Raw genomic sequence first — 16,998 nt, 5'->3', positions numbered from 1 at the left:
ATGCGCCGCAGTCAACGCAACACACTCATGCAGGCGAACCACGTCGCGCTGCCGGATTACGATGACGTTTGCCTCGTGCTGCAAGGCGGCGGCGCGCTGGGCTCCTATCAGGCCGGCGTGTTCGAAGGGCTCGCGGAAGTCGGCGTCGATCCGACATGGACGTCGGGCATTTCCATCGGCGCGCTGAATACCGCGATCATCGCGGGCAATGCGCCCGAGCACCGCGTGGCCGCGCTGCGCGGATTCTGGAATACGATCTGCCAGCCCGCCGATCTGATCGGACATGTCGGCGCGTTTGTGCCCGCGGCGTTCGGCTTCGCCAACATCGGCCGCAAGTTTTCGAGCATGTGGGCGGCGGCGCGCGCGCTGACCGAAGGTCAAAGAGGCTTCTTTTCGCCGCGCGTGCATGTGCCCGAACTCGGTCCGGGTACGAAGAGCAAGCGCCCGAACGAGGTGAGCTACTACGACACGTCCGCGTTGCGTGCGACGCTGCTGCAATTCGCCGACTTCGACCGTATCAACGATGGCGCCATGCGCGTGTCGGTCGGAGCCGTCAATGTGCGCACGGGCAACCTCGTCTACTTCGACAATACGAAGATGCGTCTCGCGCCCGAGCACTTCATGGCGTCGGGCGCGTTGCCGCCGGGGTTTCCTGCTGTCGAGATCGATGGCGAGTTCTACTGGGACGGCGGTCTCGTATCGAATACGCCGTTGACGGAGATCATCCGCGAAAGCCAGCACAAGGACACGCTCGTGTTTCAGGTGGATCTGTGGAGCGCGCGCGGCACATTGCCGGGCGATTTTCTCGACGTGAGCGAGCGTACGAAGGACATTCAGTATTCGAGCCGGACGCGCGCCATCACCGATTTCGTTTCGCATAACCAGAAGCATGCGCGGCTCATCAAGGAACTGCTGGAGCATATTCCCGAGAAGACGCGGCGCTCGCATCCGCTGTTGCGCGAGGCGCAGAAAGTCGCGGATGGCGGCGCGGTGAACGTCGTGCATCTCATCTACAAGAACAAGTTCTTTGAAGGTCATTACAAGGACTACGAGTTCAGCAACGACACGATGGACGAGCACTGGGCGAGCGGGCTGGAAGATATTCGCCGCTCGTTCGCGCATCCGGAGTGGTTCGAGGTGCCGAGTCATGATCTGGGCTTCGTCACGCATGACGTGCATCGGTATGAGCCCGCGCCGCAAGCGACGGCGGAGATGCCGAAGGCGGTGGCGAACAAGCTGGTCGATGTGGATGAAGTGGAAGGCGTTTGAAGCCGGCGCGGGTTTCCATTAACCTGATCAGCCTCGTCACGATGAATCGAGGCATCTCATGACCGACTGGAAACCCGCAACCTACCCCTCCGTCAGCCCGTATCTCATCTGCGAAAACGCGGACGCGATTATCACTTTCCTGCAAAGCGTCTTCGAAGCCGAACTGGTCCGCCGCTTCGACCGTCCCGATGGCTCGCTGATGCACGCCGAAGTGCGCATCGACGACAGCATTGTGATGATCGGCGGTGGCGCGACGGATCAGCAAGCCCCGGGGCCGCATATCCACGTCTATGTGCGTGACGCTCAAGCCGTCTACGACCGCGCGATGCAGAACGGCGCGCAAAGCGTGCAGGCGCCCACGCGCAAACGCACCGACGACGACTTCAGAGGCGGCTTTCGCGATGCCGCCGGCACGACGTGGTGGGTCGCCACGCAATAACCCTCAACGCTTTTTCCTCTTTGCGCGCGCCGCGGATGCGCCCAGACTGTCGCGCAACGCGTTCGTCAGCGTTTTCAGGAACTGATCGACCGCGGGCGGCAGACGGCGCTCGCGCATCACCGTGACCTGCAGCAGGCGCTCGTTGAGCAAGGGCTCGTCGATGGGCGTGGCGACGAGCGTCGGCGGCCCGGGATCGCCTTCGAGCGCGACCGCGCTGCCGAGTGTGATCGCGCCCGTGAGCGCGGCGAAATGATGCATCGCGCTCGAATTGTTGCTCGTCAGGACCGGCTCCAGATGCACGCCGCGCGCCGAGCAGCACCAGTCGATCAACTGGCGCACGGTGGTGCCGCGATCAAGCACCGCAGTGGGGTACTGAAGCACGTCGTCGAGCGTGATGCTCGCTTTGCCCGCCAATGGATGCGTCGGCGGCAGCAGCGCGCAGACCGGCGCCTTCACGCTGTATTCGATGCTCAACGCCGTCGATGTCGATGTCGAGAACGCGAGCCCCACATCGACTTCTCCGCTCGTCACCCAATGCTCGACCTGCCCGGGCGTACCTGAACGCATCACGAAGCGCGTGCGCGGATGCTCGCGATAATGCGTCGCCATCACGCTCGGCAGAAAGCAGCGCGTGAAACCCTCCGTGCAGCCGATGCGCACGATCCCGAGCCCGAGCGCATGCATCTCCGATATCTCGGCGAGCACCGCGTCGCCATCCATCAACGCGCGGCGCGCATGCTGCACGAGCAATTCGCCCGCTTCGGTCAGGATCATGCCGCGCGCCATACGCTCGAATAGCGGCGTGCCCGCCTGTTCCTCCAGCTTCGCGATCTGCCGGCTGATCGCCGACACCGCGACGTGAAGCTGTTCCGACGCCGCCGCGAGCGAGCCCGCGCGCGCGACTTCCACGAAGTATTTGAGTGCGATGCCATGCAGCACGGCGTGTCCCCGAGCGTTGCCTTTTTGGCAATGCTAGCCGCAAATATTGAAATTGTCGCGAATTTTTGATGTTCCTAGACTGGCCGGAATCGCAATGAACATTTTTCCGGAGACGTCGTGAAAGAACCCCAGAACATGCGCGAAAGCGCGATCGCCATCGCTTGCAGGACATTCGATTCGGGCGCGTTTTTCGCGGATTTGCAGCGCCGCGTCGCGTTCCGCACCGAGAGTCAGAACGGGCGCAATCCCGCGCTGAACGCCTATTTGACCGATGAAATCAGCGATACGCTCGCGCGCCTCGGCTTCACGGCGCAGGTCGTCGAGAATCCCGTCGCGGGCGGGCCGCCGTTTCTGATCGCCGAACGTCACGAGTCCGATCATCTGCCGACCGTGCTGACCTACGGCCACGGCGATGTCGTGCGCGGTTACGACGAGCAGTGGCGCGCGGGCCTGAAGCCGTGGGAGATCGTCGTCGACGAAGACCGCTGGTACGGCCGCGGCACCGCCGACAACAAAGGCCAGCATTCGGTCAACTTCGCGGCGCTTGCTGCGGTCCTTGAGGCGCGCGGGGGCAAGCTCGGCTACAACGTGAAGGTGATCTTCGAGACCGGCGAGGAGATCGGCTCGCCGGGCCTCGATGAAGTCTGCGCCGCGCACAAGGACGCGCTCGCGGCGGATGTGTTCATCGCTTCCGACGGGCCGCGCGTGTCGGCAGAGCGTCCGACGCTCTTTCTCGGCTCGCGCGGCGGCGTGCCGTTCGAACTGACGGTCGATCTGCGCGAAGGCGGCCATCACTCGGGCAACTGGGGCGGCGTGCTGCGCAATCCGGCCGTCGTGCTGTCGCATGCAGTCGCGAGTCTCGTCGATCGCAACGGGCGCATCGCCGTCGAAGGATTGCGGCCGCCGCCGATTTCCGATGCGGTGCGCGAAGCGCTCGCCGATATCGAACTGGGCCGCGACGAAAGCTCGCCCGATATCGATCCGACCTGGGGCGAGCCGGGCCTTACGCCGACCGAACGCGTGATCGGCTGGAACGCGCTCGAAGTGCTCGCGATGAAATCCGGCAACGCCGATGCCCCCGTCAACGCGATTCCGCCGTTCGCGAAAGCGGTGTGCCAGTTGCGCTTCGTCGTCGGCACGGACTGGCAGAACCTGCAAACGCATCTCGAACGCCACTTCGCGGAGCATGGCTTCACCGAAGTGAAAGTGAGCGCGACGCGCGGCACGCCCGCGACGCGTCTCGATCTCGACGATCCCTGGGTGCACTGGGCGCTCGATTCGATGCGCGCGACGACCGGCGAGAAGCCCGCGCTGCTGCCGAACCTCGGCGGCACCGTGCCCAACGACGTCTTCGCGACCACGCTCGGCCTGCCGACGCTGTGGGTGCCGCACTCGTATCCCGCGTGCAATCAGCACGCGCCGAACGAACACGTGCTCGCGCCCGTGATGCGCGAATCGCTCGGGCTGATGGCGGGCCTCTGGTGGGATCTCGGCGTGATGGGCGCGGCGATCGTCGCCGCGCGCAACGCCCGTTGACAAGCCACTTCACAACCACGCGGACATCATGAACAAAAAGCCTCTGAGCCTGACACAGATCGTGCTCGCGACTTCGGTCGGCAATGCGCTCGAATGGTTCGATATCGCGATCTATGCGTTCTTCGCGGTGTATATCGCGAAGAACTTCTTCCCGGCCGCGAACGAGACGGCTTCGATGCTGCTCACGTTCGGCTCGTTCGGCGCGTCCTATCTGGTTCGGCCCGTCGGCGGCATGGTGCTCGGCGCGTATGCGGACAGGCGCGGGCGCAAGGCGGCGCTGATGATGTCGGTCGGGCTGATGATGATCGGCACGGCGATCATCGCGGTGATTCCGCCTTACGCGTCGATCGGTCTGATCGCGCCTGCGGGCGTGTTCATCGCGCGACTGATTCAGGGCTTCTCGGCGGGCGGCGAGTTCGGCGCCTCGACGGCGATGCTGATCGAGCACGCACCCGAGCGGCGCGGCCTGCTCGCGAGCTGGCAGTTCGCGACGCAAGGGCTTGCAACCTTGCTCGCGTCGATCTTCGGTTTCGCGCTCGCCAAGCTGATGCCCGCCACGGAACTCGCCGCGTGGGGCTGGCGCATTCCGTTCTTCTTCGGCTTGCTGATCGGGCCGGCGGGCTTGTACCTGCGACGCTATCTGGAAGACGCGACCGATTACACCGAGGCCGAGCACACGGCCACGCCTGTCCGCGATGTCTTCACGCAGCAAAAGGCCTTGCTGCTCGTGTCGATCGGCGCGCTGACGGTATCGACGGCCGTGAACTATCTTCTGCAGTACGTGCCGACGTTCGCGATCCGCGAGTTGCACCTCGATGCATCGACGGGTTTCGCGGCGAGCACCGTCGCGGGCCTGATGCTGACCGTCGTCACGCCGTTCGCGGGGCATCTGTCGGACAGGATCGGCCGCGTGAAGCAGATGTCGACGGCGGCGCTGCTGCTCTTCGTGACGGGCTATCCGGCGTTCGCGTATGTCGTGTCGCACGTGTCGGTGCCTGCGTTGTTCGCGCTCGTCGCGTGGCTGGCGTTGCTCAAGGCGATCTACTTCGGCGCGCTGCCTGCGCTGATGTCGGAGATCTTTCCGGTATCGACGCGCGCGACGGGCATGTCGATCGGCTACAACATCGGCGTGACGGTGTTCGGCGGATTCACGCCCGCGATCATCATCTGGCTGCTGAGCGCGACGGGCAGCAAGGCCGCGCCGAGCTTCTACATGATGTTCACGGCGGTGATCAGTCTCGCGGCGCTCGCGGCGGTGAGCCGGGGGAAAGGGGGAATGCGGGCGCTGCGCGCCGTGGCGTGAAAACGGGCTGGCGCGAAGGATTTGCGAGGCGCGTCTTGTGCGCGTCCGCTCGAGTGGTTGAGGGAAAGCTTAGAGATGCGCGCGCTCGACCATCGGCGCTCCCTTCGATCGCGCCTGCCACAAGTCGTACGCCGCCTGCCGAGCCAACCACAGATCCGCGCGTCCGCCATTCTCCACACCGAGCCAGCCCTCGATCCGAAGAGCCATCTCCGGGGAAATGCCGGCGCGCCCGTTCAACACACGCGATAGCGCCACGCGCGTCACGCCGAGTTGTTCCGCCGCTTGAGTTATCGTCAAACCGAGCTCCGGGAGAACATCTTCCCGAAGCGTTTCGCCCGGGTGAGGCGGGTTGAACATTTGAGTCATTTTCTGAACCTCTATTCGCAGTCGCAAATCCGTGCGTATTGTATAGCTACGCTATACATTTGAGGACGCCCGGCGTCGACATGGCTGGGCCACCATTCCCCGCAGATCATGTGAGGTTTTTGCACTCTCAATCGCAAATTTCCTGCGCAGGGAGTGAATTTATCGCGCCCTGATGTGAGAAAAAATCGACCCGTTTCGGCGTTTCCACCTATGTCTCGCGTCCCTCCGGCGATGGTCTACTCATCACACCAGTTGACCACACCCGTGCGCTACGTCTGGAGGAGACATGAACGTTGCAGAAACGCAGTCCGTCGAGCGATCGGCGATCAGAAAAGTGTCGTGGCGGCTTGTGCCGTTCGTCGCGCTGATGTTCTTCATCAACTTTCTCGACCGGACCGCGATCTCGTTCGCCGGCCCGAACGGCTTGACCAAGGATCTCGGTCTCACCGCCGCGCAGTTCGGTTTCGCGGCGGGCGTGTTCTTCATCGGCTATATCGTGCTGGAGATTCCCAGCAATCTCGCGCTGCACAAGTTCGGCGCACGCCGCTGGCTCGCGCGCATCATGGTGACGTGGGGCATCGTCGCGCTGCTCTTCACCTGGGTCAGCAGCGTGAACGGGCTCTATACGCTGCGCTTCCTGCTGGGCGTCGCCGAAGCGGGTTTCTTTCCCGGCGCGATTCTGTTCCTCAGCATGTGGGTGCCGGCGAAGCATCGCAGCCACATCCTCGCGCTCTTCTATCTCGCGCAGCCGCTCACGATCGTCATCGGTGCGCCGCTCGCCGCGCTGCTGATCGAGGCGCACGGGCTCTTCGGTCTCGCCGGCTGGCGCATCATGTTCTTCGGCGTCGCGATTCCGGCGATTCTCGTCGGCGTGATCGCGTGGTTCTATCTCGCCGACAAACCCGCCGACGCCAAATGGCTCACGACCGCCGAGCGCGACTGGCTCACGACGAGCCTCGACGAAGAAGACCGCGCGAAAGGCGCATCGGCGAGCAAGGGTCACGGCAGCCCCGTCGCCGCGCTGATGAGCGGTCGCGTCTGGCTCTTCGCGCTGATGTACTTCGGCCTGATCTACGGTCTCTACGCACTCGCATTCTTCCTGCCGACGATCATCGGCGGTTTCGAGGCGCGCTTCGGCACGCACTTCAACGTGTTCCAGAAAGGTTTGATCACCGCGATTCCGTATCTGCCCGCCGCCTTTGCGCTGTTCCTCTGGAGCCGCGACGCGACGAAGCGCGGCGTGCGCTCGTGGCATATCGGGGTGCCGGCGCTGATCGGCGCGTTGAGCGTGCCGCTCGCGATGCAGATGGGCTCGCCCGCCGCGACTATCGCCGTGATCACCGTGACGGCCTGCGCGATCTTCTCCGCGCTGCCGAACTTCTGGGCGCTGCCGGCGCGCTTCCTGTCGGGTGCGGCGGCGGCGGCGGGCATCGCGCTCATCAACACGGTCGGCAATCTCGCGGGCTTCGTCGCACCGTACATCACCGGCATGGCGAAGGACGCGACGGGCTCGTATCAACTGCCGATGCTGATCGTCGGCGCAATGATGCTGATGTCGGCCGCGCTCGCGTTCGCCATCGGCCGCACGAGCCAGGAACGCGCGCCCGACGCCGTCGCGGCGAACGCACATTGAACACTCACCTCACACTGGAGTCATCGAAATGAAGGAAAAGATCGCGTTGTTCGGAGCAGGTGGAAAGATGGGCGTGCGCCTCTCCAGCAATCTGCTGAAGTCGGACTATCGTGTCGCGCATGTCGAGCCGGGCGCGGCCGGACAGAAGCGGCTGAAGGATGAACTCGGCATCGAATGCGTTGCCGCCGATGCCGCGCTCGACGGCGCGCAAGTCGTGATTCTCGCCGTGCCCGATACGCTGATCGGCAAGCTCTCGCACGACATCGCGCCGAAGCTGTCGCCGGGAACGATGGTCATGACGCTCGATGCCGCCGCGCCTTTCGCCGGCCATCTTCCGGACCGCAAGGACCTGACGTACTTCGTCGCGCATCCGTGCCATCCGATCATCTTCAACTACGACCTCGACGAGAAGTCGCTGCACGATCACTTCGGCGGCGCGCATGCGAAACAGTCGATCGTCAGCGCGCTGATGCAGGGGCCGGAGGAAGCGTTCGATCTCGGCGAAGCCGTCGCGAAGGTGATCTACGCGCCGATCCTGCGTTCGTATCGGCTGAGCGTCGATCAGATGGCGATCCTCGAGCCGGGTCTCTCGGAAACCATCTGCGCGACACTGCTCTACGTGATGCGCGAAGCGATGGACGAGACGATCGCGCGCGGCGTGCCCGCACAGGCGGCGCGCGATTTCCTGCTCGGCCACATGAACATCCTCGGCGCGGTGATCTTCAACGAAATTCCCGGCGCGTTCTCCGATGCCTGCAACAAGGCGATCGAGTTCGGCAAGCCGCGCCTGATGCGCGACGACTGGAAGAAGGTGTTCGACCGCGAGGAAATCGCGGAGAGCATTCGGCGCATCACCTGAAGCGAGGAACTGACCGTGAGCGAACGCATCCACGCAACTTACTGGCTCGAAACCGGCGTCGATCCGCGCATTGCCGCCGAAACCATCGCGGGCGAGCAGTCGAGCGGCACCTTCATCGCGCTGCCCAACGAGACGCCCGAACTCAAGGCGCGCTCGGGCGCGCGCGTCGAACGGCTCGACGTGCTGGGCTACAGCGAGACGCCGAGCCTGCCGGGCGGCGCGGCTTCGAAGTGCTACACGCAATGCGTGCTCGAACTTTCGTGGCCGATCGAAAACTTCGGGCCGTCGCTGCCGAATCTGATGTCGACGATCGCGGGCAATCTTTTCGAATTGCGCCAGGTGTCGGGCTTGCGTCTGACCGGCCTGCGCCTGCCCAAGTCGTTCGCGGCGGCGTATCCGGGGCCGGCGTTCGGCATCGAAGGTACGCGCAAGCTGTCGGGCGTGACGCATGGGCCGCTCATCGGCACGATCATCAAGCCGAGCGTCGGGCTTTCGCCGGAGGAAACCGCCGGGCAGGTGAAGGAGCTGGTCGCGGGCGGCATCGACTTCATCAAGGACGACGAACTGCAAGGCGACGGCTCGCATTGCCCGTTCGACGAACGCGTGCGCGCGGTGATGCGCGTCGTGAACGATCACGCCGAGCGCACCGGCAAGAAGGTGATGGTCGCGTTCAACGTGACGGGCGATCTCGATCAGATGAAGCGCCGCCACGATCTCGTGCTCGAACAGGGCGGCACGTGCGTGATGGCGGTGCTCAATTCGATCGGTCTCGTCGGTATGACCGAGTTGCGCAAGCACAGTCAGTTGCCGATTCACGCGCATCGCGCGGGCTGGGGCTATCTGACGCGCGCCGAAGCGCTCGGCTGGGACTACGCGCCGTGGCAGATGCTGTGGCGTCTCGCGGGCGCGGATCACCTGCACGTGAACGGCCTGCGCAACAAGTTCAGCGAATCCGACGAAAGCGTGATCGCGGCGGCGCGCGCGGTGCTCGCGCCGGTGATGGACGAAGCGCCGTTGACCGCGATGCCCGTCTTCAGCTCGGGCCAGACGGGCTTGCAGGCGGCGGACACGTACGCCGCGATCGGCTGCGCGGATCTGATTCACACGGCGGGCGGCGGCATCTTCGGGCATCCGGGCGGCGTGGCGGCGGGCGTCGAGGCGTTGCGCGAGGCGTGGGTCGCGGCGATGGAAGGCGTGCCGCTCGCGCGTCATGCCGAACGCAATCCCGCATTGAAGCGCGCACTGGAGTTCTGGAAATGAGCACGCAATGGCCCGATGGCCTGCTGCTCGCGTACTACGGCGACGACTTCACCGGTTCCACCGACGCGATGGAAGCGATGACCGCCGCCGGCGTGCCGACGCTCCTGTGCCTGCAGACGCCCACGCCCGAACTGCTCGCGCGCTTTCCCGATGTGCGTTGCGTCGGGCTCGCGGGATCGTCGCGCGGGCGCAGTCCGCAATGGATGGACGACGAGTTGCCGCACGCCTTCGCGAGCCTCGCCGCACTGGGCGCGCCGATCCTGCAATACAAGGTCTGCTCGACCTTCGATTCGTCGCCGCACACGGGTTCGATCGGCCGCGCGATCGATATCGGAGTGAGATACATGCGCGGCCGGTGGTCGCCGATGATCGTCGGCGCGCCGCGTCTGAAGCGCTATCAGGCGTTCGGCAATCTGTTCGCTTCGGTGGACGGCGAGGGTCATCGGCTCGATCGTCATCCGACGATGTCGCGTCATCCCGTCACGCCGATGAGCGAAGCGGATTTGCGCGTGCATCTGCGCGGGCAGACCGAGCGGCGCATCGGCCTGATCGATTTCGTGCAGTTGCGTTCGCCGGATGTTCACGAACGCCTGAACGCGTTGACGAGCGACGATGGGCCCGTCGTCATGATCGACGTGCTCGATGAAGAGACGCTCGCCGCCGCCGGAAAGCTCGTCTGGGAAGGGCGCGGCGAAGGTGTGTTCACGGCGTCGTCGTCGGGATTGCAATATGCGCTCGCGGCGCACTGGCGCGCGAACGGGCTCGTGCCGCAGATGCCGGGCCTGCCGGTTGCATCGCCCGTCGATGTGATCGCGGCCGTCAGCGGAAGCTGCTCGCCGGTGACGGCGGGGCAGATCCGCTGGGCGCGCGACAACGGCTTTCGCGTCGAGCGCCTGGACTTGCGTCGCGCACTGGATGCGCAGTCGCGCGAAGCCGAAATCGAACGTGTGATCGGCGTCGCCATCCGCGCCGTGAGCGATGGCCGAAGCCCGCTCGTCTTCAGCGCCGAAGGCCCCGACGATCCCGCCGTGCTCGCGTTCGACGACATCGCGTCGCAAGCCGGACTGAGCCGCGCGGAAGCGGCGCGCCGCGTGGGCGAAACGCTCGCCGATGTGATGCGCCGGCTGCTCGATCGCGCGCCGTTGCGCCGCGTCGTCGTCGCGGGCGGCGACAGTTCGGGCGAAGTGGCGGGCAAGCTCGGCATCACGGCATTGAGCGTCGCGGCGGGCATGGCGCCGGGCGCGCCGCTGTGCCGCGCGTGGTCCGGCGATGCCGCCCGCGACGGGCTCGAAATCGTGCTGAAAGGCGGGCAGATCGGCGGCGTGTCGTTCTTCGGTAACGTGCGCGACGGCGCTTCGTGAGCTTGGGCTTCGTGATAAGGTCGTCGGCGGGATTCATCGAAGACAGGCATTTCCGATGGCTGACATCATTCAGCGGCGCAAGCTGTATCAGGACGTACTCGACCGGTTGATGGCGCGCATCCGCTCGGGCGAGATCGCGCCCGGCGCGCAACTGCCTTCCGAGCGCGAGCTGATGGAAGCGTATGGCGTCGGGCGGCCCGCGATCCGCGAGGCGTTGCAGACGCTGGAGCGCTCCGGAATCGTCGAGATCGCGCACGGCGAACGCGCGCGCGTGGTCGTGCCGACGGCGCAGAGCCTCATCGCGCAAATCGCGATCGGAACCATGCATCTGCTGCGCACGCAGCCCGACATGCTGGAGCATCTGAAGGCGGCGCGGCTCTTTCTCGAAACGGGCACGGCGCGCATGGCGGCCGGAAAGGCATCGGAGGAAGACATCGCGCGGCTCGTCGAGCGCGTCGAGGCGCAGCGCGCGGCAGTCGATGACCGCGAGGCATTTCTCGCCTGCGACATGGCGTTTCATCGCGAGATCGCGCGGATCACGGGCAATCCGATCTATCCGTCGATCGTCGAATCGATCTTCAACTGGGCCGCCGAATACTATCGGCCGATGGTGCGCGCGCCCGGCGCCGAATCGTTGACGCTCGCGGAGCACGAACGCATCGTCGAGGCGATCGCCGCGCACGACGGCGACGCCGCCGCCAACGCGATGCACGCGCATCTCTCGCGGGCGAGCGCGCTCTACGGCACGCTCATCAAGTCCTGAGCGCTTCGTCGTCGCGCGTGCGCAGGAACGCGGTCATCTCCTTCAGGCTTTCGTTCATCTCTTCGATCAGCCAGCGTTCCAGTTGCGCGACCTCGGCATGTGCGCGCAGATGCGGCGCGACCCACAGCACGAGCTGGCGCGGACCCGGCGCAAAGCCGAACGGCGCGACGAGCTTGCCGGACATGAGATCGTTCATCACGAGCAACTGCGGCACGAGCGCCACACCCAGGCCGCACACGGCCGCCTGGATCAGCAGATAGAAGTGATCGTAGGCATCCGCGCCCGCACCGGCGAGCGGCGCTACGTCGGTCGCGCGATACCAGTCGGTCCACGCTTCGGGGCGCGTGCGGGTGGAGAGCAGCTTCGCGCGCGCGAGATCGGCGGGGTTTGTCAGTCCGATCGACTGCGCGTACTCCGGCGAGCACACCGGACCGATCCATTCGTCGATGAGCGTGCGTGTGATCGCGTCCCTCGGCGGTTCGATCGTGTTCGCGCGAATCGCGACGCTGATCTTGTCGCGCACGAAATCGATCTGATCGTAGTTCATGTTGAACTTGAGCTCGGTCTGCGGATAGCGCCGATGAAACCCCGCGATCCGCGGAATCAGCCAGTTCATCATGATGGTCGCTGAGCACGACAGCGTGAGCGGCTCCGGCTTCAACTGCTCGATGCTCGCGTCGATGAGATTGAACGCCGTCGTAAGGCCTTCGGCGAGGCGTCTGCCTTCGGGCGTCGGATCCGACGATTGCGCCGAACGCACGAGCAGCGTCAGGCCGAGCGTATCCTCCAGCGCCTTCACCTGCCGGCTGATCGCGCCATGCGTGACGCACAGCTCCTGCGCGGCGAGCGTCATGCTGCGCAGGCGCGCCACGGCTTCGAACGCGCGCAGGGCGTTCAGCGAAGGGCGCGGGGTCTGCATGGTCTCCTCCCGGTATGGTGCCGATTATTTCCCGTTGCGATACGGGCAAGCCGATTGTAGACGGCACGGCGTCTTTGTATCGCACTGTATCCGCACTGAACGCCGACACACGGCGTTTCATAATCCGCTTTTTGCGAAACAAGCCAGATACGTCCGCCGGTTTTAATACCTCCAAGCCCGAACGATTCGCAACACACGGCGGATCGACAAGACGGACTTCCATTACATTCTCTGGAGGTAAATCATGAAAGTCATTCAATCGCTCATCGTTGCTGCCGCTGTCGCGCTTCCGGCTTTCTCGTTTGCGCAGTCGAACCAGCCGATCACCCGTGCGGAAGTGCGCGCGCAACTCGTCGAATTGCAAAAGGCCGGCTACGATCCGGCGAGCGACCAGACCCAGTATCCGCAAAACATCCAGGCCGCTGAGGCGCGTATCGCGGCCGCGAAGGGCCTGAGCGCATATGGCGCGCCGGCGAGCGGCAACGCCGAGTCGGGCGCGCGTTCGGATACGAGCGTCATCGGTCTCGGTCCGGTTTTCGCGAAGCCGTAAGCGCGCGGATTTAGCCGGTTACAAAAGCCCGGACGGAGCGCCCGTCCGGGCTCGATGCGTTTCCGTGAATAACGCATCACGTCTCGAAATTACCGCCTCGCAGGCGATACACTCTCGCTTCAAAATCCCGATTTCGCCGGCATGTGACGTGCTGCGGAATGGCGGACGCGGAAAATGGGTATCATCCCTTTCCGCCCCGACGCGGATTAAGCCGAATGTAACAACGTATCGCAATTTTTCGAGTGCGACGCCACTGATTTTCGAGGCGCATATGCCCACAGACGTAGACATCATCACCGACGAACAGATCGCGTCGATCGCCGATCGCCTGACGCAAGAAGGCCGCAAGGTCACCCCCGTGTCCGTTTGGACGGAGGCCGGGCGCGGCTCGGTCGTCGCCATCGCGGCGGGCCTGCAGCGCTGGCGCGACGCGCATTCCCCGGACATGCCGCAGCAGGCGCCCACCGGCCTCCCCGACGACCTCGCCGAGACGCTCGTGAACGTCGCGCGGCGGCTCTGGACCGTCTCGCGCGACGAAACCGAACGGATGTCCGGTCAGCGCCTGTCCGTGGTGAGCCAGCGGCTTTCGACCGCGCTCGCGGAGCGCGACGAGGCGCTCGCCGAGTTCCAGAAGACCGGCGACGAGGCCGCGAAAAACCGCCAGCAAACGACCGAGACGCTCAGCGCGTTGCGGGCATCGGAAGACTCGGTCGCGCGGTTGCGCCAGGAGTTCGAGGCAGCCACGGCGCGCGCGCAGACGGCCGAGTCGCGCGTCGAGGAAGCGCTGCAGCGCGCATCGGCGGAACAGGCCCGACTGGAAGCGCTGAATGCGTCGCTCGACGAAGAGCGGCGCGCGAAGGACGCGCTCAACGAAGACATCGCGCGTATCGTGCAGGAGCGCGATCAGGCGCGGCAGGACCATACGGAACTGCATGCGTCGATGTCGGGCAAGGACGAAGCGCTCGCGCGTATCGCCGAAGAACTCGATCAGGCGCGCCAGCAGCACGGCAATCTGCACGCGTCGCTCGTGGGCAAGGATGAGGAACTCGCGCGCATCGCCGACGAGCGCAATCAGGCCCGGCAGCAGCACGAACAGTTGAGCGCATCGCTCGCGGAGAAGGACGAAACGCTCGCGCGTATCGCGCAGGAACGCGACCAGGCGCGTCAGGATCACGCGGAACTGCACGCGCTGATCGCAGGCAAGGACGACGAGCTCGCGCGCATCGCACAAGAGCGCGATCAGGTGCGGCAGCAGCATGAAGCGTTGAGCCTCGCAGCGCAGGAAAAATCGGCTGAAGCCGAACGCTGGTCGCAGGATGCGAACGCCGCGCATGCGCGCGCGCAGACTGCCGAAGCGCAGGCAAGCGAAAGCCTCGCGCGCGTCGCCGCACTGGAAGCGGAGTTGAACGAAGTACGCGGTGCGCTCGCGGCCGAGCGTGAGAACGCGGCTACGCTGAAGACGGAAATTTCGGCGCATCGCGATCACGCGGGCCGTGTCGGCGGCGAACTGGACGAAGCCCGCAAGCAGATCAGCGTGCTGATGGAACAGAAGGCCGAGCAGGGCGCGGAACTCGCGCGCGTGTCGAACGATGTCAACGCGTTGCGCGAGCGCGCCGAGAGCGCCGAAAAGAACGCGACCGATCTCGCGAAGCGCCTGGTCGAGAAGGAGCAGGGCGAAGAGTCGGAGCTTGCGTCGCTTCAGCGCCAGATTTCGGCGCAGGCGAAGGCGCATTCGAAGGCCTACGACGATCTTCGCGCCAACGCCGAGCAGTGGGTCACCTACGCGAAGGACTTGCGCCAGCGTCTCGATGTGGCCAACGAAAAGATTCTTTTCATCGATGCCCGCAGCACCGGCGAAGTCGCGCTGATGCGCAGGCTTGCGGTCGAGCTGGAGCGCATGAAGCCGGATCACGAACTCGTGCTGCGCGAGGCGCAGCAGAAGCTGATCGGAGACAAGATGACGCAGCAGCTCGCGCAGAAGGGCTATCGCTACGATCCGGCCACGGCGGTGATGTCGAAGATCGAAACGTGATCCTCGTGTGACGATGGAAACGCAGACCCTCACCATTACGATCGATCGCGACTGGCGCGAGCTCTACGACGCGATCTGGCGTCCGGAAGTCTTTCCGACGTGGGCGTCGGGACTCGCGCAATCGACGCTCGACGACATGGGCGATCACTGGCGCGCCCGCGGTCCCGAAGGCGACGTGACGATCCGCTTCACCGGTCACAATGCGCTCGGCGTGATGGATCACCGCGTAGGTTTGCCGAACGGTGAAGAGGTCTACGTGCCCTTGCGCGTCTATCAGAACGGCGCGGGCGCTGAAGTGGCGCTCACGCTGTTCCGCCAGCCCGGCATGTCCGACGAGCAATTCGCCGCCGATGCCGACTGGGTCCGCCGCGACCTCGCCGCGCTCGCGGCGCGTTACGGCTAACATCCGATATCGCCTTCAACGAAATGCCGGGAGCGGCAGTCGAGATGAACGAGCGCAAGAAGGGAACCGCGTCGGACTGGGTGAAACGCGCCGAGCCGACCGAAGGCATCGAGCGCATCGAAGCCTGGTTCGGCGGCAAGGCATACGGCCTGCACCGGCACGACACCTATGCGATCGGCCGCACGCTCGCGGGCGTGCAAAGCTTCAACTACCGTCGCACGCTTCGCCATAGCGTGCCAGGCCAGACGATGGTCCTGCATCCCGACGAACTTCATGACGGACAAGCGGGCACCGGCGAAGGTTTCCGCTATCGCATGCTGTATGTCGAACCCGCGCTGATTCAGGCGATCCTCGGTGGCCGCGCGCTGCCTTTCGTCGAAGGCGGCGTGACGACCGATGTGCGCGTCTGCCGCGCGACGGAAGCGCTGCTCCAGCGCACGGAAGGCGCGCTGCCGCCGCTCGAACCACTCGAACAGCACGACGCGCTGACCGAACTGGCGCTCGCGCTTGCGCAAGCGTCCGGTGCGCACATGGCCGCCGATAGCGGCGACTATGCGAGCGCCGCGCGCGCACAGGAATTTCTCCACGCGAATTGCGACCGCATCATCACGCTGGACGAGCTGGAACGCGTGACGGGCCGGGACCGGTTCGCGCTGTCGCGCGATTTCCGGAAGTTTTACGGCACGAGCCCGTATCGCTATCTGACGATGCGCCGGCTCGATCTCGTGCGCCGTCTGATGCTGACAGGCGCATCGCTCGCGGATATCGCGGCCCATGCGGGTTTCGCCGATCAGAGTCACATGACGCGCCAGTTCACGCGCGCGTTCGGCATGCCGCCCGCGCGCTGGCGGGCGATCGCGCGCGGCGCGGAGCCGCGCTGAACCACGCTGAACCACGCACGATCGTTCAAGACGTGCGCGATGTGCGGGCGTTAGCCTCGGGCTGATTCATCGTCCAGGTCAAGGAGCTTCGCCATGACATCCACACCCGTTTCACGCGGTCAGCGTATCGCGATCGATCCGCTCGGCAAGGCGCGCAAGATCGAAGGCTTCTGGCAGCAGCGCGTGATCGCCGAAATGAACGACTACCAGTTCAAGGTTGCGCGTCTCGAAGGCGATTTCGTCTGGCATCGTCATGCCGATACCGACGAGACTTTCATCGTCCTCGAAGGCGAATTGCGCATCGACTTTCGCGACGGCGCGATGCATCTGCGTGCGGGCGAAATCGGCATCGTGCCGAAGGGCGTCGAGCACAAACCCTATGCGGCGCGCGAAGTGAAGATCATGCTCATCGAGCCGCGCGGCGTCGTGAATACGGGCGAAGACCACAACGAGCGCACCGCGCCGAACGATCTCTGGATCTGATG

At 65.0% G+C, this 16,998-nt stretch carries 17 protein-coding genes; 14 read left to right on the top strand and 3 right to left on the bottom strand.

The annotated features are described in order from the left end of the window. Together ACEN42_RS28440 and ACEN42_RS28435 are read left to right on the top strand one after the other, a co-directional pair. Positions 1-1,269: a DUF3734 domain-containing protein gene (locus ACEN42_RS28440; protein WP_371883837.1), complete on the top strand. Its 1,269-nt coding sequence runs from the start codon at positions 1-3 to the stop codon at positions 1,267-1,269. 58 nt (positions 1,270-1,327) lie between these two features. Then, positions 1,328-1,708 (top strand): VOC family protein, encoded by a 381-nt coding sequence (locus ACEN42_RS28435; RefSeq protein WP_371883836.1) that lies wholly within the window; start codon positions 1,328-1,330, stop codon positions 1,706-1,708. Between the two features lie 3 nt (positions 1,709-1,711). Here ACEN42_RS28435 and ACEN42_RS28430 read toward each other — a convergent pair whose 3' ends face one another. After that, positions 1,712-2,647: a LysR family transcriptional regulator gene (locus tag ACEN42_RS28430; RefSeq protein ID WP_309883763.1), complete on the bottom strand. Its 936-nt coding sequence runs from the start codon at positions 2,645-2,647 to the stop codon at positions 1,712-1,714. A gap of 117 nt (positions 2,648-2,764) precedes the next feature. On the opposite strand from ACEN42_RS28430, the gene ACEN42_RS28425 reads away from it, so the two are divergent. Then, positions 2,765-4,183, top strand: a complete 1,419-nt coding sequence (locus ACEN42_RS28425) for a M20 family metallopeptidase (protein WP_371883835.1) — start codon at positions 2,765-2,767, stop codon at positions 4,181-4,183. Positions 4,184-4,208: 25 nt separating this feature from the next. Beyond that, positions 4,209-5,486 (top strand): MFS transporter, encoded by a 1,278-nt coding sequence (locus ACEN42_RS28420; protein ID WP_371883974.1) that lies wholly within the window; start codon positions 4,209-4,211, stop codon positions 5,484-5,486. Positions 5,487-5,555: 69 nt separating this feature from the next. On the opposite strand, the gene ACEN42_RS28415 is transcribed toward ACEN42_RS28420, so the two are convergent. Next, the gene (locus ACEN42_RS28415; protein ID WP_238288805.1) at positions 5,556-5,852 is read right to left on the bottom strand and encodes a HigA family addiction module antitoxin; all 297 of its coding nucleotides are present in this window, start codon (positions 5,850-5,852) and stop codon (positions 5,556-5,558) included. A gap of 286 nt (positions 5,853-6,138) precedes the next feature. On the opposite strand from ACEN42_RS28415, the gene ACEN42_RS28410 reads away from it, so the two are divergent. The 5 genes from ACEN42_RS28410 to ACEN42_RS28390 are packed head-to-tail and all read left to right on the top strand — an operon-like array spanning position 6,139 to position 11,728. Next, positions 6,139-7,485 (top strand): MFS transporter, encoded by a 1,347-nt coding sequence (locus ACEN42_RS28410; RefSeq protein WP_238211200.1) that lies wholly within the window; start codon positions 6,139-6,141, stop codon positions 7,483-7,485. Positions 7,486-7,513: 28 nt separating this feature from the next. After that, the gene (locus tag ACEN42_RS28405; protein ID WP_371883834.1) at positions 7,514-8,344 is read left to right on the top strand and encodes a phosphogluconate dehydrogenase C-terminal domain-containing protein; all 831 of its coding nucleotides are present in this window, start codon (positions 7,514-7,516) and stop codon (positions 8,342-8,344) included. Positions 8,345-8,359: 15 nt separating this feature from the next. Beyond that, the gene (locus tag ACEN42_RS28400; RefSeq protein ID WP_371883833.1) at positions 8,360-9,604 is read left to right on the top strand and encodes a ribulose-bisphosphate carboxylase large subunit family protein; all 1,245 of its coding nucleotides are present in this window, start codon (positions 8,360-8,362) and stop codon (positions 9,602-9,604) included. Beyond that, the gene (oiaK, locus tag ACEN42_RS28395) at positions 9,601-10,965 is read left to right on the top strand and encodes a 3-oxo-isoapionate kinase OiaK (RefSeq protein ID WP_371883832.1); all 1,365 of its coding nucleotides are present in this window, start codon (positions 9,601-9,603) and stop codon (positions 10,963-10,965) included. Before ACEN42_RS28400 ends, oiaK begins: the two co-directional genes overlap by 4 nt. 55 nt (positions 10,966-11,020) lie before the next feature. Further along, the gene (locus ACEN42_RS28390; protein WP_371883831.1) at positions 11,021-11,728 is read left to right on the top strand and encodes a transcriptional regulator NanR; all 708 of its coding nucleotides are present in this window, start codon (positions 11,021-11,023) and stop codon (positions 11,726-11,728) included. Here ACEN42_RS28390 and ACEN42_RS28385 read toward each other — a convergent pair. After that, on the bottom strand, positions 11,718-12,647 hold the full coding sequence (locus ACEN42_RS28385; protein WP_371883830.1) for a LysR substrate-binding domain-containing protein: 930 nt from the start codon (positions 12,645-12,647) through the stop codon (positions 11,718-11,720). The genes ACEN42_RS28390 and ACEN42_RS28385 overlap by 11 nt on opposite strands. 244 nt (positions 12,648-12,891) lie before the next feature. Here ACEN42_RS28385 and ACEN42_RS28380 point away from each other — a divergent pair, with 244 nt between their 5' ends. The 5 genes from ACEN42_RS28380 to ACEN42_RS28360 all read left to right on the top strand — a co-directional run bounded on the left by ACEN42_RS28380 (position 12,892) and on the right by ACEN42_RS28360 (position 16,996). Then, complete coding sequence (locus ACEN42_RS28380) at positions 12,892-13,197, top strand: DUF4148 domain-containing protein (protein ID WP_187604076.1); 306 nt, start codon at positions 12,892-12,894, stop codon at positions 13,195-13,197. A gap of 271 nt (positions 13,198-13,468) precedes the next feature. Then, complete coding sequence (locus ACEN42_RS28375; RefSeq protein ID WP_371883829.1) at positions 13,469-15,229, top strand: DNA-binding protein; 1,761 nt, start codon at positions 13,469-13,471, stop codon at positions 15,227-15,229. A 13-nt stretch (positions 15,230-15,242) separates the two neighbouring features. Next, complete coding sequence (locus tag ACEN42_RS28370; protein WP_371883828.1) at positions 15,243-15,632, top strand: polyketide cyclase; 390 nt, start codon at positions 15,243-15,245, stop codon at positions 15,630-15,632. 44 nt (positions 15,633-15,676) lie between these two features. After that, a complete protein-coding gene (locus tag ACEN42_RS28365; protein ID WP_371883827.1) occupies positions 15,677-16,513 on the top strand; it encodes a helix-turn-helix domain-containing protein in 837 nt (278 codons plus the stop codon). 93 nt (positions 16,514-16,606) lie between these two features. Then, positions 16,607-16,996, top strand: coding sequence for a cupin domain-containing protein (locus ACEN42_RS28360; RefSeq protein ID WP_371883826.1), 390 nt, complete (start codon positions 16,607-16,609; stop codon positions 16,994-16,996). Positions 16,997-16,998: the final 2 nt, after the last annotated feature.

The organism is Caballeronia sp. S22 (genome assembly GCF_964261745.1).
Classification (GTDB): domain Bacteria; phylum Pseudomonadota; class Gammaproteobacteria; order Burkholderiales; family Burkholderiaceae; genus Caballeronia; species Caballeronia jiangsuensis.
This window is presented reverse-complemented; position numbering and strand designations above follow the sequence as displayed.

Excerpts from the sequence above, each read along its gene's own strand:
- ACEN42_RS28385 (WP_371883830.1), bottom strand. The coding sequence starts at position 12,647 with ATGCAGACCCCGCGCCCTTCGCTGAACGCCCTGCGCGCGTTCGAAGCC.
- ACEN42_RS28435 (WP_371883836.1), top strand. The coding sequence starts at position 1,328 with ATGACCGACTGGAAACCCGCAACCTACCCCTCCGTCAGCCCGTATCTC.
- ACEN42_RS28440 (WP_371883837.1), top strand. The coding sequence starts at position 1 with ATGCGCCGCAGTCAACGCAACACACTCATGCAGGCGAACCACGTCGCG.
- ACEN42_RS28410 (WP_238211200.1), top strand. The coding sequence starts at position 6,139 with ATGAACGTTGCAGAAACGCAGTCCGTCGAGCGATCGGCGATCAGAAAA.
- ACEN42_RS28375 (WP_371883829.1), top strand. The coding sequence starts at position 13,469 with ATGCCCACAGACGTAGACATCATCACCGACGAACAGATCGCGTCGATC.
- ACEN42_RS28415 (WP_238288805.1), bottom strand. The coding sequence starts at position 5,852 with ATGACTCAAATGTTCAACCCGCCTCACCCGGGCGAAACGCTTCGGGAA.
- ACEN42_RS28360 (WP_371883826.1), top strand. The coding sequence starts at position 16,607 with ATGACATCCACACCCGTTTCACGCGGTCAGCGTATCGCGATCGATCCG.
- ACEN42_RS28370 (WP_371883828.1), top strand. The coding sequence starts at position 15,243 with ATGGAAACGCAGACCCTCACCATTACGATCGATCGCGACTGGCGCGAG.
- ACEN42_RS28390 (WP_371883831.1), top strand. The coding sequence starts at position 11,021 with ATGGCTGACATCATTCAGCGGCGCAAGCTGTATCAGGACGTACTCGAC.
- ACEN42_RS28365 (WP_371883827.1), top strand. The coding sequence starts at position 15,677 with ATGAACGAGCGCAAGAAGGGAACCGCGTCGGACTGGGTGAAACGCGCC.
- ACEN42_RS28380 (WP_187604076.1), top strand. The coding sequence starts at position 12,892 with ATGAAAGTCATTCAATCGCTCATCGTTGCTGCCGCTGTCGCGCTTCCG.
- ACEN42_RS28405 (WP_371883834.1), top strand. The coding sequence starts at position 7,514 with ATGAAGGAAAAGATCGCGTTGTTCGGAGCAGGTGGAAAGATGGGCGTG.
- oiaK (WP_371883832.1), top strand. The coding sequence starts at position 9,601 with ATGAGCACGCAATGGCCCGATGGCCTGCTGCTCGCGTACTACGGCGAC.